Raw genomic sequence first — 15,445 nt, 5'->3', positions numbered from 1 at the left:
TTGCAACCAGAGCGAACTTAAGCCCGCACTGGAAAGTCTGGTTTCGACTTTGGGATAAAATGTGGCGACGCGGGAAAAACACAAGATTAGATTTTGCGGGTGATTGTCTGGCGTCAGCGCCATTTCCGCGATCTTAAAAAATCAAATAACTGAAATTAATAGATTTTTTCTAAAATCACGCATCGTTAAAAATCGCTGAAGCGTGTGAATTTGTCATTTGTCGTGATGCTGCGCCGCAAAAAGAGAGGGGGTGCTGCCTTGTCGCAGTGAATGAAATCACCGCGGCAAGGTCGCTTAACGGCGGAAATGAGGCGCGTTTTTCCGCGAATTTTCTAACCTTGGGTTGCAGCATCCCGCATGCGCCGCGATTTCACCATTCCGAAGATTTTCCCCAGCAGCGCGCGTTCCGTCAACAGGATCAGCACCGCATAGATGACGCCGCCGACGGCAGCACCGACGAGAACCTGAAGGGTGGCGCTTGGCACACGGTCTGCAAGCATATGAAGCAGATAACGCACCGAAACAGCCATGATCAACGCTGCGATCATTGGCCTGCTGCTGACATAAAGGCCGCGGAGAAACGGCGTGTCGCTCGCCTTGAACACCGCCCAGGAATAGGCGACCAGCGTTACCGCATTGACGATGCAGAGCCACACCATGGCATCGATCAGCGTGCCATAAATCGCGGCGAGCCAGACCGCGACGGTGGTGACGATGGCGCGGATCGTCGCCGACCAGAACAGCACACGGCCGTACCCCGCGCCCTTCAAATAGGGGATGAAGGTGCTGCACGGCGTCAGAATGGCTTTTGACAGAGCCAGAAGCCCGAGAACCGGCCAGGCATAGGCCCAGTTCTGCCCGAAGATGACCAGCATGGCGGGCTCGGCCACGGCCCAGAGGCCGAACATCATCGGCGCCAGCAGCACGGTCAGCACCTGCGTGCTGAACATCAGCGCATCGCGACGACGTTGCGGATCGTCCATCATGCGGCTGAAGGCGGGAAACAACACGCCCATGACCGCCGAGAGCACCACCTGGTTGGGAATGCTGGCAAAGCGGTTGGAGGCGGAATAGGCGCCGGCATCGGCAAGGCCAAGATGCCGGGCGATGACCACCATCGGTGACTGGAAGGTGACGAAATTGGCGATTTCCGAGCCCATCAGCCCGGAGCTGAAGCCGAGAAGCGGCACCAGACGGCGCGGTTTCATGACGAAGCGCGGGCAATAGCGCGAAACGGCATAAAGCCCGACAAGCCGGATGAGGGCCGCCGCAAAAAGCTGGATGATGAGCGCCCAGACCCCAAAGCCGAGAAGCGCCAGAGCCACGGCGACCACCGCCGCAATGCTTTCTGACGCCATGCTCCAGAGCGCGTCCTTGCTGAAGTTCATGCGTCGGGCCAAGAGCGAATAGGCGACATCGCCCGCGAGCTGCAGCGGAATGAGGAAGGCCATGATGCGCAGCAGGTAAGCGCTCTCCACCGCGCCCAGCAGACCGCCGAAAAATTCCGCGAAGATGTAGAGAACGGCGGCCATGGTGCAGGAAATCGCCAGATTGGCCCAGAAGACGGTATGGATCGTATCCATATCCTCTTCCTTTTCGACGATCAGCGCAGAGGTCAGCCCCGCGCCGGCAATCATGGTCAGAAACTGTACAACCGTAAGTCCTACTGCAACCACGCCGAATTCTTCCGGGGAAAGCAGTCTTGCAAGAATGGGGACCGTGACAAACTTAAGCCCGAATGTCCCTGTTTTTGACAGGACGCTCCACCCCACATTGGTGGTGATGGTCTTTACATTTGGAGCTGGGGGCATACAAGCATCCTGTTTCTGGAGGCCGGCGGGGAGGATCGCCGGTTGGGAGTTGCCGATACCATCGGGGCCGCTTTTAGGATCGGGCCCGACACTTCTTGATCAACGCAAGGGGCGAAACAATGGCAAGATTTACTGTCGTCATTCCCTATTACCAAAAGCAGCACGGAATTCTTGGACGTGCACTCGCATCGGTTTTTGCGCAGACTTACCAGGATTTCGATCTTGTCATCGTCGATGACGAATCGCCATATCCGATCGAAAGCGAACTTGCGGAACTTTCGCAGGGTGAGAAAGACCGGATTCTTGTCATTAAGCAGGCCAATGGCGGGCCTGGCGGCGCGCGCAATACCGGTCTCGACAATGTGCCTGATGGTAGCGATTACGTAGCTTTTCTCGATTCGGACGATATCTGGACACCCGATCATCTGCGGAATGCCGCCTTCGCGCTAGAGACCTATGGCGGCGAGTGCTATTGGGCGTCGATGCAGGCAAGTGACGAATTTTATTACCATTTCGCCATTTCAGAATTGGAAAAGAACGAAGGTGCGGCAAGGCTTTCCGAGAAGCCGCTGGTGATCGAACTCCCGGATCTCGCAAGCGTCATGCTACGGAACTGGAGTTTCCTGCACCTCTCCTGCATGGTGATTGGCCGTCCGCTTTTTGAAAAGATACGCTTCGATCCGGCGCTGAGATTGGCTGCGGAAGATGTACTGTTTTTCTGCGATTCCATCCTTGCATCGAAGCGGACGCTGCTCTGTGACGATGCCGGTGCGATGCGCGGCATGGGGGTCAATATCTTCCACAGCATCGATAATGCCTCGCCGGAATTCCTGCGTCAGCAGTTCAATACCTGGGTGGCACTCGACACTCTGGAGGGACGTTTTTCCCGCCGGCCGGCCGATGTGGCATCGATCGCTTCCTATAAAAACACGGCCCGCAAACAGGCGCTGTGGAGTCAGGCGGGCAATCTGAAACGGCGTAAAATTCCCGAATTCGGGCTGCTCTTGAAATGGGCAATGCGCGATCCCGCACTGCTGCGCGCCGCTTTTGAGCTCGGCGCAGGAAAAATCGTTCGTACAAGATGAGCGAATTCTTGCCTGCAAGAATTTATATGTTTTTCACCCAGGAGTGACCTCATGAAACCTTACCACTGGGAATCGCATCACGGCAATTTCGGTGACGATCTCAATCTGTGGCTGTGGGATTTTCTGCTTCCAGGCCTGCGCGACGTGCATGACGATGTCATGCTTGTCGGCGTCGGCACCGTGCTGAACGACACCCTGCTGCCGGCAAAACAGCGCAAGCTGGTCATCGGCAGCGGTTATGGCTATGGCGCGGTGCCGGATACGGGCACCGGGTTCTGGGATATTCGCTGTGTGCGCGGCGAAAAAACCGCCGCCAAGCTCGGGCTTACGCCGGAAATGGGCATCGTCGATCCCGCCGTCATGGTCACCGAGATGCCGGACTTCAAAGGCCTGCCGAAACTCCACAAGAAGACCTTCGTTCCCCATTGGGAGTCGGCGGAATTTGGCATGTGGGAAACGGTCTGTGAACCGGCGGGGCTGACCTATCTAGACCCGCGCGGCGAGGCGAAATCGGTCATCCGTGCCATTGCCCAATCGGAATTCATCGTCGCCGAATCCATGCATGGCGCAATCCTTGCCGATGCGTTCCGCGTGCCATGGGTCGCAGTTAGCACATCCCCCTCGATCAACAGCTTCAAATGGAGTGATTGGGCAGGCACCGTCGGCGTGGAATATCAGCCGCGTTACGTGCCTGTTTCCACCCGTGCCGAGGCGGCAAAAAAGGGCTCGCGCTTCTGGGGCATGAATTTTCCGCCGCCGCCAGCCCCCGTCATTGCCGAGACCGGCTCCGTTTTGGCGCATGGGGGCCCGGCGCATGAAGGCGATGTGCTGGTCAGGCCGCAGGAAAGCCAGTCAACGTCGTTGCGCAAGCTGGCCAAGCAGGTTCTGGCCGCCCCTTCCACGCTCGCGCTCTGGCAGGCAAGCCGGGCGGAACCACGTCTCAGCCCGGATGGCAGGCTGGAAGAGCGAAAGGAGCGTTTTTCCGCCGTTCTGGAAACGATCAAGCGCGATTATCTTTGAGGGTGAAGAGCGGATGCGGCAGAGAATTTTCTGCCGCATTTGCTTGAGGATGCCATCCTCTAACGTCTCCATCGTCATGCTCGGGCCTGTCCCGAGCATCTGCAACCGACCGATTATACGATACGGCGTAGATCCTCGGGACAAGCAACCGTGGAGTTATTGCTGGAAAGCAGGGTCTGATCGAGCGATAGCGTTGAGGATCGTGATGAGTTTTCGCACGGTTGCGATCATGGCGAGTTTGAAGGGCTTACCGCGCGTTCTGAGCCTTTGATAGAAGTCGCCGAGGACAGGGTCCCTTACCTTGATGGCGCTGAGCGCGGCCATGTAGGCGATGTCGCGCAGGTGCTTTCTGCCGCCCGCACATCGTCCGTTTCGGTCCGATGCGCCCGACTGGCGCGCATAGGGCGCGACACCGAGAAGGGCGGCGGCGACCTTTGAGGAGACTTTGCCCAGTTCCGGCATGTCGGCAAGCAGTGCCGTTGCCAGGACCGGCCCGACGCCGGTGACCTGGCGAAGGCGCGCATGGCTTTTGCGCAACCGCGGCGTCTGCGCCAGCACATCACCGATTGCCGCATCCAATGTGGCGATATCCTGTGCGATAGTCCGCAGGCGTTCCTCGATCAGGTCGCGCACCAGCGGTTCGTCGATAGTGTCGAGCTGGCTGACGAGCCCGCTCTTTTCGGCCAGCAGGCGTCGGCGGTGGGCGCCGATCGCACTCAGCCTGCGGCAAGAAGGATCAGGCGCGTGAGGGGTGAGGTTGGACCGCACCGCCATCAGATAGCGAGCGATCATGGCCGCATCGATCCGGTCGGTCTTTGCCAGTTGACCGATGGCGCGGGCAAAGCCGCGCACGCGGGCGGGGGCGACGGCATAAACCTCAAGGCCGGCGGCATGAAGACCATCGGCCAGCCTGCTTTCATAACCGCCCGAGGCTTCGAGGCCGACGGCCACCGGCCCCAGTTCCCTAAGGCGCCGGGCCAGCTGTGCGATCTCATCCGGTGACGAGCCGCAACGAAAGCTTTTGCCGGTGGGGTGGATATGGATGTCGAAGTACTGCTTGGAAACGTCGATGCCGACGACGGCGATATCGTGTATCATGGCCTTGCTCCCAGGCTTGTGGTGCGGGCAAAAGCCCGATCAACCGTTCGGGGTCAAAGGGAGCAGGCAGGGCCTTGCTTGACCTCGGCTGTCTAAACCAGCCCGAAAAAACGGCCGCCTGCCTGCATCAGCCGGGCTTGCGCTGCCCGGCTGATGCATCCAAGTAAACCACAAATCGTCCACACAAGCCCGAGGATGACGGCGGAGAATTAGCCGAGGTTGTCTTTCCCCTTACGAAACCGGCGTCCCCTCCAGAAGATATCGCACGTCCCGCACCGGCTGCGACGGCTTGCGGAAACGCGCGGTCTTATCGGTCAGGATACCGCGCGTGATGGCGGGCAGGGCGGGCAGGCGTGCAAGAGCGTGGGTTAGCGCGCCGCCCATGCCTTTCTGCTTTTTCGCATCGAGAAAATGGCGAAGCTCGAATTTGGCGCGGATATGTTTTTCATGTTCTCGAAGGATCGCCGCTTCGTTGGCGGACAGCCTGCAGCCAGCGAGGATGGACCTGTCCGCCTCGTATAAGCGGCGAAGGTCCTCGGTGCTGTGACGCCCGCTCAGCGAATTGCCGCGCACGATCGCGCCGTAACCGCAATGGCGGATGACCTTGTAGCGGGCGCCGGCGGCAAGCGCGCGAACGTAAAGCTCGTAATCTTCGCCCAGCCGCAGGGCCTCGTCGTAGCGCAGCGCATGTTTGTCGAGAAAGTTGCGGCGTATCACCGGTTTCAGGAAACCTGTCTCTCCGCGCTCCACGCCGGGCCTGGAAATATTGCCTTCCACGAATTCCGCAAGCGACAGGAACCGGGCCTCAGGTTCGAAGCGGGCCGGCTGCATGGAGGATGCGCCCGGAACCGATTGCTGGATGAAGGCGATATTGTCGGCGACCAGATCCCAGTCATCATCGGCCAGCATGGCGGTGAAACGGCCCCTGAAAAAAAAGTCGTCCGCATCGAGGATGCTGATAAGCGGCGCAGATGAAATTGAGATCGCATGGTTGCGGGCAGCGGAAGGTCCGCGGTTGACGTCGAATCGCACCACCCGCAAGCGACCGCTACCGTCATCTGCCGCATGCGCGACATCGCTTGTCGTATCGGTGGAACCATCGTCGATCACCACCACTTCGCCGACCTCCGGTTCCACAAGCGCGGAGCGGATGGCGATATCGATCGTTTCGGATGCATTTTTCGCAGCGATGATGACGCAAATGGGCTGTGAACCACTCACCATGGGATGTCCTTTTGCTTTGACGACCGTCAGGATTTGGCCAGCAGAAAGTGTCAGGGATGTGGATGCAAGCGATTTTTTTGCGACGCAATAAAAGCCGATGCTTGAAAGCTTACATATCGGTGAGTTTCGCGCCATGCGGCGGGGCGCTTTTGGCTGTTTCGGCCGTCATGGTTTCAGCGCTGCGATCATGTGCGAATGTCTCACGCAACCGGCGCTTTTCGCGGGCGACCAGAACCAGAATTGCAATAAAATAACCGACTTGCAGAAGGACGGCGCAGATGAGGGTCTGGATGAACGCCGTATAGAACGACCCGTGAATGAAATATGTAGCAACCGCAAAGGTAAGCAACGCACCGATCATGCTGAAAAAAACACGAGGTGCATACATGGTGCTCTCCTCCCGAGAACGATTTCTCCGTTTTTGGCTGCGCTGCGGCATTTTTTTTCTTTGCAAGAAATATACGATGAGACTGGTGTTGTTTCAACACACATATACTTCTTCTATCTGGCGCAGCATGAAATTTCGGTAATCTTGATTGGTAAATTCCTTGGTAATCGATGATTTCCCTCTGTCGGGTCTGTTTTGAAACCCGGTTTCTGGCTTCGGACAGGCATAGAATCGCTCTTTGATAGGCTATTGCGGGTTGTCTCCGCCGCCCTGCAGACTTCGTTAACCATCTCGCCTTTAAAAAGTCGGTATTGATTCCTCGAAGAGCAGGGTGCCCGCGTGACGACGAGTTCAGAAGTAATCGCCTTTCCGGCAAAGAACCGCATTGCCGACGTAAAACGGTGCGCAACCATGCTTGACCGTCTGCATGGTGTGGAGGCGAATGATTTCTGGCGCAGGGAGTGCCGTGAACTGGCCGCTTATCTGACGGGATTGGGCTATGAAGACGCTGCCATGCGGCACGAGGTGATGGAATTTCAAAACGCGGTGCAGGCCGAATTGTGGTCCGGCGATGCTGCCCCCGAGGCTCGTCGCGATAGCCATTGAGGCTTTAAGTTTTCTCATAAAAAAGCCGGCGTGTGCTTTGCACCGCCGGCTTTTTTGTTGGCGTCCGCCTGGCTTCAGGAGGCGCTGGCGCCGCGTGTGCGGGCAACACCATCGAGCGCCGGCTTGTATTTCGGATCGAGCCGCGCCGCGTGGGAATAGGACTTGGCGGCCTTGGCCATCTCGCCGCGCCGCTCATAGACCAACGCCTGGTTGGCCCAGGATTCGGCGACGTTGCCATCAAGCGAAATAGCGTGATTGAAATCCGCGAAGGCGTTTTCGTCGTCGTTCAAGGCGACATAGGAGAGGCCACGGCCGTTATAGGGTTCCGGCGAGGTGGAAGACAGGGAAATCGCCTTGGAGAAGTCCTCGATGGCCTGGGCGTGCTGGTTGCGCAGCTGGTAGATCAAGCCGCGATTGTGCCATGCGCGTCCATCCGTGGTTTCAAGCTGGATGGCGCGGGAGAAATCGTCGAACGCTTCGTTGACCCGTCCCGACTGGCGGTAAAGATTGCCACGGCCGATCAGCGCCACATCATAGCTCGCGTTGATCTGCAGGGCGGCGTTATAATCCTGCAGGGCCTGCTGCTGCTGACCGGAGTTGCGATAAACCAGCGCGCGGTTGGCGTAAGCCTGGTAGAAGCGCGGGTTCAGCTGCAATGCCTTGTTGAAGTCTTCGATGGCGCGGCGGGAATCACCCGCGCGGCCGTAAGCCGAGCCACGGACATTGTAGCCTTCCGGATCCTGCGGATTGGCGTTGATGACCGAGGTGAGCGAGGCGATGTTTTCCTGCGAGCCCTGGGCGCGGTCGATCCTGAACACGTCTTCCGTCTGGTTGGATGTCGCGCAACCGGAAAGACCGGCGAGCACGGTGCAGACGACCAGAGAAGCACGAAACCCTCTGTTGTTTTTCAATGGCACCCGCCGCGTGGAGGCATCGGAGTTTTTCACAACACAGGCATCGACAGCGATCATTCGGTGTGGGTTCCCTCGCAGGCCGGTCTCATAATCGTTGTCCCACGATTTGTCTCCGACCACAAACACAAAGAGCGGCGGCGAATTGATCGCCCCCGCCCAACAAGCATTCAAAAACGTCCAAAAGACGGCCTATTAACGGCTCGCGCGCGGGGCCGCAATCAGACCTTCGCGCTGTGCGCGCTTGCGTGCCAGCTTGCGAACGCGGCGAACGGCTTCAGCCTTTTCGCGGGCGCGCTTCTGGGAGGGCTTTTCGTAATAATCGCGCATTTTCATTTCACGGAAAATGCCTTCGCGCTGCATCTTTTTCTTGAGGGCGCGAAGCGCCTGATCAACGTTATTGTCGCGGACTAGTACCTGCACGTTAAACCCGTTCCTTTAGTTTGGTTATCTTGCTGTGCGAATAAAGGCATTCGCACGCAAACACAAAATCGTTCGCTTGGCCTTTTTAGCCGTGCGATTGGTGTCGTGCATTATCAGATCATTTACGCCAAGTCCAGCCGATAACCCGCAAACAACAGCTAAAATGCGACCCCTCCGCTATTCTCGCGGTCATGTCGAAACAAAAGCATTGCGGCGTCGCAAAATGGATATTGCCTCCCATCCCGATTTGCCATGTGTATGATACAGGCCGGAACTATGCTTCCGGTTTCTGGCCGGTTCTTGAGGAGCAGATTGCGAATGCGCAAATATTCCGTTTTTGCCGTGGCGCGTGAGGCGCTCAGGGGTCATAAAGGCTGGGATGCGCAATGGGCATCACCCGAGCCGCGCAAGGATTACGATGTCATCATCATCGGCGGCGGCGGCCACGGGCTGGGGGCGGCCTATTATCTTGCAAAGGAACACGGCATCACCAATGTCGCGGTGCTGGAAAAGGGCTGGCTTGGCGGCGGCAATACCGGCCGCAACACCACCATCATCCGTTCCAACTATCTCTATGAAGAGAGCATGGATATTTACGAGCATTCCCTCAAGCTGTGGGAAGGCCTGAGCCAGGATCTCAATTACAACGTCATGTATTCAGCGCGTGGCGTGATGATGTTGTCGCACAATATTCACGACCGGCAGTCCTTCAGCCGGCACATCAATGCCAACCGTCTCTATGGTATCGACAATGAGTGGCTGACGCCCGAACAGGCCAAAGCCTATTGTCCGCCGCTCGATATTTCCGGCAATGCGCGTTATCCGATCAATGGCGCAGCACTCCAGCGCCGTGGCGGCACGGCGCGCCACGATGCGGTGGCCTGGGGCTATGCCCGCGCCGCCTCCGACCGCGGTGTGCACATCATCCAGAATTGCGAGGTCACGGCCATCAGGCGCGGGCCGGACGGGGCAGTGACGGGTGTCGAAACCAATCGCGGTTTCATCGGCGCCAAGAAGATCGGCGTTTCCGCCGCCGGCCACTCCTCGGTTCTCATGAAGATGGCGGATGTGCGGGTGCCCCTGCATTCCAACCCGCTGCAGGCGCTGGTGTCAGAGCCGCTGAAGCCGATCTTCCCCTGCGTCGTGATGTCCAACACGGTGCACGCCTATATTTCGCAGTCCGACAAGGGGGAACTGGTCATTGGCGCTGGCACGGACCAGTATAATTCCTATTCCCAGACCGGCGGCCTGCAGATCATCACCCATACGCTCGATGCCATCTGCGAGCTGTTCCCGATCTTCCGTCGTGTCAAGATGATGCGCCAATGGGGCGGCATTACCGACAATACGCCCGACCGTTCGGCCATCCAGAGCGTGACGCCGGTGCCGAACCTCTTTGTCAATTGCGGCTGGGGTACGGGTGGTTTCAAGGCGACGCCGGGTTCGGCCAATCTCTTTGCCCATCTCATCGCCCGCGGTGAGCCGCATCGCCTTGCCGCCGGGCTGACACTCGACCGGTTCCGCACCGGCCGGCTCATCGATGAGGCCGCCGCTGCCGCGGTGGCGCATTGATGCTGGCGGCGGCTGTGCTTGCGATCAATATATCTGGCGCGGTCGCGGTCGTGCCCGTCGGCAGCATCATTCCCGAGGCCGAGGATTTTCGCAGTCAAAAAATTGCGAAGATGCAGGGTGAGAAAGACTGGCCTTTCGTGGCGGAAAAAGGCCTGCTGCTGTGTGCTCCAAGTCTCGCGGACAAGATGGTCTATTTCGTCGGCGAGAAGGAGGATGGCGAGCAGGACTATCCCTTCGCAATCGATACCGACATGATGGCGGTTGCCATCGTCAATATGGGCCGGGCCTCGGCGCTACGCCCCTTCGATAATTTCGCGCAGCTTCTGACGCGGCTTTCCCCCTTTGTTGCGATGGGAAAGCGGCTATGTGACCAACCCGCCGGAAGCGTCCTTCCGGAAAATTCTCTCTAGGTGGAGCGACGATGCTTCTGATCCATTGCCCCTATTGCGGGGAAGACCGTTCCGAACTGGAATTCCGCTGGGCGGGCGAAGCCCATATCGCTCGGCCGGAAAACATCGCCGATATCTCGGACGAAGCTTTCGCGGAGTATTTCTTCATTCGCGACAATGACAAGGGCCTCGTTTTCGAGCGCTGGCGGCATATCCATGGTTGCGGCCGGTTCTTTAACGCCGCCCGCCACTCCGTCAGCGATAAATTCCTGATGACCTACAGGGCCGGCGAGCCGAAGCCGGATGTCGAGACTGTCCTGTCTGGAGAAAAGGGAGCCGGTCAATGAGCGGCGATTACCGTATAAAGGGCGCTGGCCGCCTGACGCCGGCCAGAACGGCGCGTTTTACCTTCGACGGCAAGATTTATTCCGCGCTGGAAGGCGACACGGTTGCCTCAGCGCTTCTCGCTAACGGCGTGCATTTGATCGGCCGCTCGTTTAAATATCACCGGCCACGCGGTTTCCTGTCTGCAGGGCCGGAAGAGCCGAATGCGCTGATCGACGTCTCACGCGATAGCATGCGCAAGCAGCCGAATGTGCGCGCAACGGTGCAGGATGTGTTCGACGGTGCAATCATTGCCTCGCAGAACCGCTTTCCGTCGCTGTCCTTCGATATCAGCGCGATCAATGACTTCCTTTCGCCGATGTTTGCGGCTGGCTTCTACTACAAGACTTTCATGTGGCCGAAGGCCGCCTGGCACAAGATCTATGAACCGATCATCCGCCGCGCTGCCGGTCTCGGCAAGGCGCCGAGCGAACCCGATGCGGATCATTATTCCGGCCGTTATGCCCATTGTGACCTGCTGGTGGCCGGTGGTGGCGTTGCCGGTCTGACGGCAGCGCTGGCTGCGGCGAATACTGGCGCCAGCGTCATTCTGGTGGATGAGAATGCCGAAATCGGCGGCGCGCTGCGCTTCGACACGGGAGCGGTTATCGATGGCCTGCCCGGTTATGAGTGGGCGCAGAAGGTTCTCGCCGAACTGAAGTCCCTGCCTAACGTCCGGGTTCTGACCCGCACGACAGCCTTCGGTTATTACAACCACAATTTCGTGGCGCTGGCAGAGCGCGTGACCGATCACCTCGCCACGCCCGCCAGACACCAGCCACGCGAGCGGCTGTGGCAGGTGCGCGCCAAAAAAGTCGTTCTGGCGGCGGGCGCGATCGAGCGCCACATGGTCTTTGCCAATAATGACCGTCCGGGCATCATGCTGGCATCGGCGGCACGCACATATCTCAATCACTACGGGGTGGCTGTCGGCCACAATGTCGGTGTCTACACCGCCCATGATTCAGCCTATGAAACGGCTTTCGACCTGAAGAAGGCCGGCGTGAAGATCGCCGCCATCGTCGATTGCCGCGAGAACCCGGATCGGCGGTTGCTGGATGAGGCGCGGGCGCTGAACATCGAAGTGTTGGCGGGCCACAGCGTTTACAATACGGCCGGGCGTCTGCGCGTGTCGTCCATGACCGTTGGCCGCAATGGTGGCTCCAACAAACGCAAGATCGCCATTGATGCGCTCGTCGTTTCCGCCGGCTGGACGCCGTCGGTACATCTGTTTTCGCAATCACGCGGCAAGCTGAAGTTTGACGCGGCTAACCAGCGCTTCCTGCCCGATATCCATGTGCAGGACTGTGTTTCCGTCGGCACCTGCAACGGCACGGACGATCTTGCGGCGGTGATTGCCGAAGCGGCGGCTGCTGGCGGTTCCGCTGTGGAGTTTTCCGGCGAGAATGCCCGTGGCTGGACCGGCGGTATGATCGGCGCTGCCGAAGGTGCGGGTGAGGGCACCGGCGTCAAGGCCTTCATCGATTTCCAGCATGATGTCTGCGCCAAGGATATCCGCCTTGCCGTGCGTGAGGGCATGCACTCCGTCGAGCACATCAAACGCTTCACCACCAATGGCATGGCGTCGGATCAGGGCAAGATGTCCAATATGCACGGGCTCGCCATTGCATCCGAAGCGCTGGGTCGGGATTTGCCTAAGGTCGGCCTCACCACTTTCCGTCAGCCCTATACGCCGGTCACCTTCGGTACGCTCATCAATCATTCGCGCGGCGCATTGTTCGATCCGGCCCGCAAGACGCCGATGCACGACGAAGAGGCGGCGGCAGGTGCGGTGTTCGAGGATGTCGGAAACTGGAAGCGCGCGTGGTTCTTCCCGCGTGCGGGCGAGGACATGCACGAAGCAATCAACCGCGAGTGCAAGATGGTGAGAGACAGCGTTGGCGTCTTCGATGCCTCGACGCTCGGCAAGATCGAGGTGGTCGGCCCTGACGCGGCGAAGTTCCTCAACCTCATCTACACCAATGCCTGGGATACGCTGAAACCCGGCCGCTGCCGTTATGGCATCATGACCCGCGAAGACGGCTTCGTTTACGATGACGGCGTCGTCGGGCGTCTTGCCGAGGACCGCTTCCATGTGACGACGACCACGGGCGGCGCGCCGCGTGTTCTGCAGCACATGGAGGATTATCTCCAGACCGAATTCCCCGATCTCAATGTCTGGCTGACCTCGGCCACCGAACAATGGGCTGTCATTGCCGTGCAGGGGCCGAAGGCGCGGGAGGTAATCGCTCCCTTCGTCGAGGGTATCGACCTTTCCCCGGAAGCCTTCCCGCATATGGCGGTGGCCGAGGGCAAGTTCTGCGGCGTGCCGACGCGGCTTTTTCGCGTCTCTTTCACCGGCGAGCTTGGTTTCGAAATCAACGTTCCGGCCGATTACGGCGCAGCCGTCTGGTCTGCCATCCGGGAAAGGGCCGAAGCCGTTGGCGGTTGCCTTTATGGCACCGAAACCATGCATATCCTGCGTGCCGAAAAGGGCTATATCATCGTCGGGCAGGATACCGACGGCACGGTGACGCCTGACGATGCGGGGCTCAGCTGGGCGGTTTCCAAGAAGAAGACGGATTTCGTCGGTATTCGCGGTCTTAAGCGCCCTGATCTCACGCGCTCCGGCCGCAAGCAGCTGGTGGGTCTGAAGACGAAGGACAGGCTGACCGTTCCGGAAGAGGGCGGCCAGATCGTTGTCGATCCGAACCAGCCGAAACCCATGACCATGCTCGGCCATGTGACATCCGCCTACTGGTCGGCAAATCTCGGCCATTCCATCGCCTTTGCGCTGGTGGCGGATGGCAGGGCGCGTTTGGGCGAAACGCTCTATATCCCGCTCGCCGATAAAACCATTGCCGTCGAAGTGACCGACATGGTCTTTCTCGACAAGGAAGGGGCCCGTCTCAATGGCTGATATGCTTCACGCAAAACGCAAATCCGTGCTTGAGGATTTCCATGGCGGCTCGCCCTTCGTCTCGCTGAAACCTGCCGCTTCCGCATCACGGCTGTCGCTGCGCGCGCGGGAAAGCGCTGTGCCGGCCCTTTCGGAAGCGCTTGGTCTTTCCTTGCCCACCAGCCCGAAAAGCGCCGTCACCTCGGGTCTGCGCTCTGCTCTCTGGCTCGGCCCGGATGAATGGCTGGTGATCGATCAGAGCGAAAGCGACCTGATGGCAGTGCTCTCCGGCGTCTCCGGCCTGTTTTCGGCAACCGACATTTCCCACCGTAATACGGCCATCATCGTCTCCGGCCCGGGTGCGGAGGCCGCGCTCAATGCCGGTTGCCCGCAGGATCTGTCTCTGACACGATTCCCGGTCGGCGCCTGCTCGCGCACGGTTTTCGGCAAGGCGGAAGTGGTTCTGCTACGCGTGACCGACGATACGTTCCGGGTGGAATGCTGGCGTTCCTTCGCCGACTATGTCGGCGGGCTGCTGCAGGAGGCGGCTGAGGACGTGGCGGTTTAAATCCCCTGGTTTTTCCAGCCGCGCCATTCCACCCAACGCCCGTGAAAATCGGCGCGGCCGATTTCCTGTTTCTCGCCAGTCGGCCAGATTTGCAGGGTAATCGCGGCGCTGCCCGGCGTTTGGTCCGCTTCCATCTGCAGGCGGGCAAGCGGAGCCTCCGGCGTGGCGCGGGCGCCTGCCTCCGCAATCAAGGCTTCTCCGGTCTGCTTCAAGGCATCCGGCAGATATTGCCAGGCGACGGAATGATAGATGACATGGGTGGCGCCCGAATGCGGTGCGGCAAGGCGTCGTTTCAGCCAGTCGATTGCATCGGCCTTTTCGACGTGTAAGCCGTTCTCCACGGCAATCTGTAGAGCCGCTGCCGTTCGCTCCAGCCTGTCGGTCTGGTCAGCCCAGACATAGGACATCAAGCGCAGGCGATCCTCGGCGGATGACGGATCGAGCGGGTTGAGATCGCAGCCGGCACGCTCGATGACCTCAATCCGACGATCGGGCGGCGATGCGTTTCCGCGCCATTCCGGCGAAAGAAAGACATCCGACTTCTCACCCCATGCGAGGTCGCCCAGTCGATACTGGTAACGGTCAAATTGCAGGTTCAGCCCGGCGCTGGCGCCAACTTCCGAAAGCGCCAGCGGCTTGCCGGCGAGCGCTGCAATGGTCAGAAACCCCGGCAGCAGCACTGCGGAACGGCGCACTTCGTTGGTCTGCGGTGGTGATTTCAACCTCTCGAGGATAAAGGCTGCATGAAAGCGCAATGCATCTTCGCAGGCTTGCCACAGCGTATCGTCGTTTTCGGGTGCGATATCGACAAGCGGCGTGATCTTGTCCTCAATGGCAAGCGCATGCAGGGCGCCCGCCAGCCGCAAGGGAACGGAATCGCCGGAGGGGCCGACATCGCCCGGCCAGGACAGGATTTTCTGGCCCACTTCCGTCTGGCGGTCCAGCCGCGCCGAGACTGCACGGCAAAGCCTTGCGGTAAAGGGCGAGCCGAGGCTGTCGCAAGCCCTCGCCTGAACGAGAAACGCATTTCTTACGGCTTCATCATGCATGCGGTCTCTCCCTTGGTC

At 59.4% G+C, this 15,445-nt stretch carries 15 protein-coding genes; 8 read left to right on the top strand and 7 right to left on the bottom strand.

Annotation, left to right across the window (positions count from 1 at the left end):
• Positions 1 to 332: 332 nt before the first annotated feature.
• Positions 333 to 1,811: a lipopolysaccharide biosynthesis protein gene (locus ACQZ5F_RS24485; RefSeq protein WP_046801673.1), complete on the bottom strand. Its 1,479-nt coding sequence runs from the start codon at positions 1,809 to 1,811 to the stop codon at positions 333 to 335.
• A 119-nt stretch (positions 1,812 to 1,930) separates the two neighbouring features.
• Here ACQZ5F_RS24485 and ACQZ5F_RS24480 point away from each other — a divergent pair, with 119 nt between their 5' ends.
• A complete protein-coding gene (locus tag ACQZ5F_RS24480; protein ID WP_225244731.1) occupies positions 1,931 to 2,896 on the top strand; it encodes a glycosyltransferase family A protein in 966 nt (321 codons plus the stop codon).
• A 51-nt stretch (positions 2,897 to 2,947) separates the two neighbouring features.
• Positions 2,948 to 3,916: a polysaccharide pyruvyl transferase family protein gene (locus ACQZ5F_RS24475; protein WP_225338036.1), complete on the top strand. Its 969-nt coding sequence runs from the start codon at positions 2,948 to 2,950 to the stop codon at positions 3,914 to 3,916.
• Positions 3,917 to 4,072: 156 nt separating this feature from the next.
• Here the strand turns inward: ACQZ5F_RS24475 and ACQZ5F_RS24470 are convergent, their stop codons facing one another.
• The 3 genes from ACQZ5F_RS24470 to ACQZ5F_RS24460 form a co-directional block, all read right to left on the bottom strand.
• On the bottom strand, positions 4,073 to 5,014 hold the full coding sequence (locus ACQZ5F_RS24470) for an IS110 family RNA-guided transposase (RefSeq protein ID WP_225338037.1): 942 nt from the start codon (positions 5,012 to 5,014) through the stop codon (positions 4,073 to 4,075).
• A gap of 231 nt (positions 5,015 to 5,245) precedes the next feature.
• Entirely contained in the window at positions 5,246 to 6,238 is a 993-nt protein-coding gene (locus ACQZ5F_RS24465) for a glycosyltransferase family 2 protein (RefSeq protein WP_046801676.1), read from the bottom strand.
• Between the two features lie 109 nt (positions 6,239 to 6,347).
• Entirely contained in the window at positions 6,348 to 6,626 is a 279-nt protein-coding gene (locus ACQZ5F_RS24460) for an exopolysaccharide production repressor protein (RefSeq protein WP_046801677.1), read from the bottom strand.
• 339 nt (positions 6,627 to 6,965) lie between these two features.
• Here ACQZ5F_RS24460 and ACQZ5F_RS24455 point away from each other — a divergent pair, with 339 nt between their 5' ends.
• Positions 6,966 to 7,232, top strand: a complete 267-nt coding sequence (locus ACQZ5F_RS24455; protein WP_046801678.1) for a DUF6074 family protein — start codon at positions 6,966 to 6,968, stop codon at positions 7,230 to 7,232.
• Positions 7,233 to 7,306: 74 nt separating this feature from the next.
• Here the strand turns inward: ACQZ5F_RS24455 and ACQZ5F_RS24450 are convergent, their stop codons facing one another.
• Both ACQZ5F_RS24450 and rpsU read right to left on the bottom strand, forming a co-directional pair.
• Positions 7,307 to 8,203: a tetratricopeptide repeat protein gene (locus tag ACQZ5F_RS24450; protein ID WP_046801679.1), complete on the bottom strand. Its 897-nt coding sequence runs from the start codon at positions 8,201 to 8,203 to the stop codon at positions 7,307 to 7,309.
• A 135-nt stretch (positions 8,204 to 8,338) separates the two neighbouring features.
• Entirely contained in the window at positions 8,339 to 8,566 is a 228-nt protein-coding gene (gene rpsU / locus ACQZ5F_RS24445; RefSeq protein ID WP_006313768.1) for a 30S ribosomal protein S21, read from the bottom strand.
• A gap of 318 nt (positions 8,567 to 8,884) precedes the next feature.
• Here rpsU and ACQZ5F_RS24440 point away from each other — a divergent pair, with 318 nt between their 5' ends.
• Genes ACQZ5F_RS24440 through ACQZ5F_RS24420 form a run of 5 tightly spaced genes read left to right on the top strand, consistent with a single transcriptional unit; the run spans position 8,885 to position 14,378 of the window.
• Positions 8,885 to 10,138 carry a sarcosine oxidase subunit beta family protein gene (locus ACQZ5F_RS24440; RefSeq protein WP_046801680.1) on the top strand — a complete coding sequence of 418 codons (1,254 nt, stop codon included), beginning with the start codon at positions 8,885 to 8,887 and terminating at the stop codon, positions 10,136 to 10,138.
• Positions 10,138 to 10,548, top strand: coding sequence for a hypothetical protein (locus tag ACQZ5F_RS24435; protein WP_046801681.1), 411 nt, complete (start codon positions 10,138 to 10,140; stop codon positions 10,546 to 10,548). The genes ACQZ5F_RS24440 and ACQZ5F_RS24435 overlap by 1 nt, the downstream gene beginning before the upstream one ends.
• Before the next feature lie 11 nt (positions 10,549 to 10,559).
• Positions 10,560 to 10,874, top strand: a complete 315-nt coding sequence (locus ACQZ5F_RS24430; protein ID WP_046801682.1) for a sarcosine oxidase subunit delta — start codon at positions 10,560 to 10,562, stop codon at positions 10,872 to 10,874.
• Positions 10,871 to 13,831 (top strand): sarcosine oxidase subunit alpha, encoded by a 2,961-nt coding sequence (locus tag ACQZ5F_RS24425; RefSeq protein ID WP_225338038.1) that lies wholly within the window; start codon positions 10,871 to 10,873, stop codon positions 13,829 to 13,831. Before ACQZ5F_RS24430 ends, ACQZ5F_RS24425 begins: the two co-directional genes overlap by 4 nt.
• Entirely contained in the window at positions 13,824 to 14,378 is a 555-nt protein-coding gene (locus tag ACQZ5F_RS24420; protein WP_052819948.1) for a sarcosine oxidase subunit gamma, read from the top strand. The genes ACQZ5F_RS24425 and ACQZ5F_RS24420 overlap by 8 nt, the downstream gene beginning before the upstream one ends.
• Here ACQZ5F_RS24420 and ACQZ5F_RS24415 read toward each other — a convergent pair.
• The gene (locus tag ACQZ5F_RS24415; RefSeq protein ID WP_225338039.1) at positions 14,375 to 15,427 is read right to left on the bottom strand and encodes a DUF2332 domain-containing protein; all 1,053 of its coding nucleotides are present in this window, start codon (positions 15,425 to 15,427) and stop codon (positions 14,375 to 14,377) included. The genes ACQZ5F_RS24420 and ACQZ5F_RS24415 overlap by 4 nt on opposite strands.
• Between the last annotated feature and the right edge of the window lie 18 nt (positions 15,428 to 15,445).

The organism is Agrobacterium sp. 22-210-1 (assembly GCF_053522525.1).
The sequence above is the reverse complement of the archived record's forward strand: the minus strand, read 5'-3'. Positions and strand labels throughout refer to the sequence as shown.

Bases quoted from the DNA above. Each gene is read 5' to 3' on its own strand.
- ACQZ5F_RS24435 (WP_046801681.1), top strand. From the start codon at position 10,138: ATGCTGGCGGCGGCTGTGCTTGCGATCAATATATCTGGCGCGGTCGCG.
- ACQZ5F_RS24470 (WP_225338037.1), bottom strand. From the start codon at position 5,014: ATGATACACGATATCGCCGTCGTCGGCATCGACGTTTCCAAGCAGTAC.
- ACQZ5F_RS24460 (WP_046801677.1), bottom strand. From the start codon at position 6,626: ATGTATGCACCTCGTGTTTTTTTCAGCATGATCGGTGCGTTGCTTACC.
- ACQZ5F_RS24475 (WP_225338036.1), top strand. From the start codon at position 2,948: ATGAAACCTTACCACTGGGAATCGCATCACGGCAATTTCGGTGACGAT.
- ACQZ5F_RS24480 (WP_225244731.1), top strand. From the start codon at position 1,931: ATGGCAAGATTTACTGTCGTCATTCCCTATTACCAAAAGCAGCACGGA.
- ACQZ5F_RS24440 (WP_046801680.1), top strand. From the start codon at position 8,885: ATGCGCAAATATTCCGTTTTTGCCGTGGCGCGTGAGGCGCTCAGGGGT.
- ACQZ5F_RS24420 (WP_052819948.1), top strand. From the start codon at position 13,824: ATGGCTGATATGCTTCACGCAAAACGCAAATCCGTGCTTGAGGATTTC.
- ACQZ5F_RS24415 (WP_225338039.1), bottom strand. From the start codon at position 15,427: ATGCATGATGAAGCCGTAAGAAATGCGTTTCTCGTTCAGGCGAGGGCT.
- ACQZ5F_RS24430 (WP_046801682.1), top strand. From the start codon at position 10,560: ATGCTTCTGATCCATTGCCCCTATTGCGGGGAAGACCGTTCCGAACTG.
- ACQZ5F_RS24425 (WP_225338038.1), top strand. From the start codon at position 10,871: ATGAGCGGCGATTACCGTATAAAGGGCGCTGGCCGCCTGACGCCGGCC.
- ACQZ5F_RS24485 (WP_046801673.1), bottom strand. From the start codon at position 1,811: ATGCCCCCAGCTCCAAATGTAAAGACCATCACCACCAATGTGGGGTGG.
- ACQZ5F_RS24465 (WP_046801676.1), bottom strand. From the start codon at position 6,238: ATGGTGAGTGGTTCACAGCCCATTTGCGTCATCATCGCTGCGAAAAAT.
- ACQZ5F_RS24450 (WP_046801679.1), bottom strand. From the start codon at position 8,203: ATGATCGCTGTCGATGCCTGTGTTGTGAAAAACTCCGATGCCTCCACG.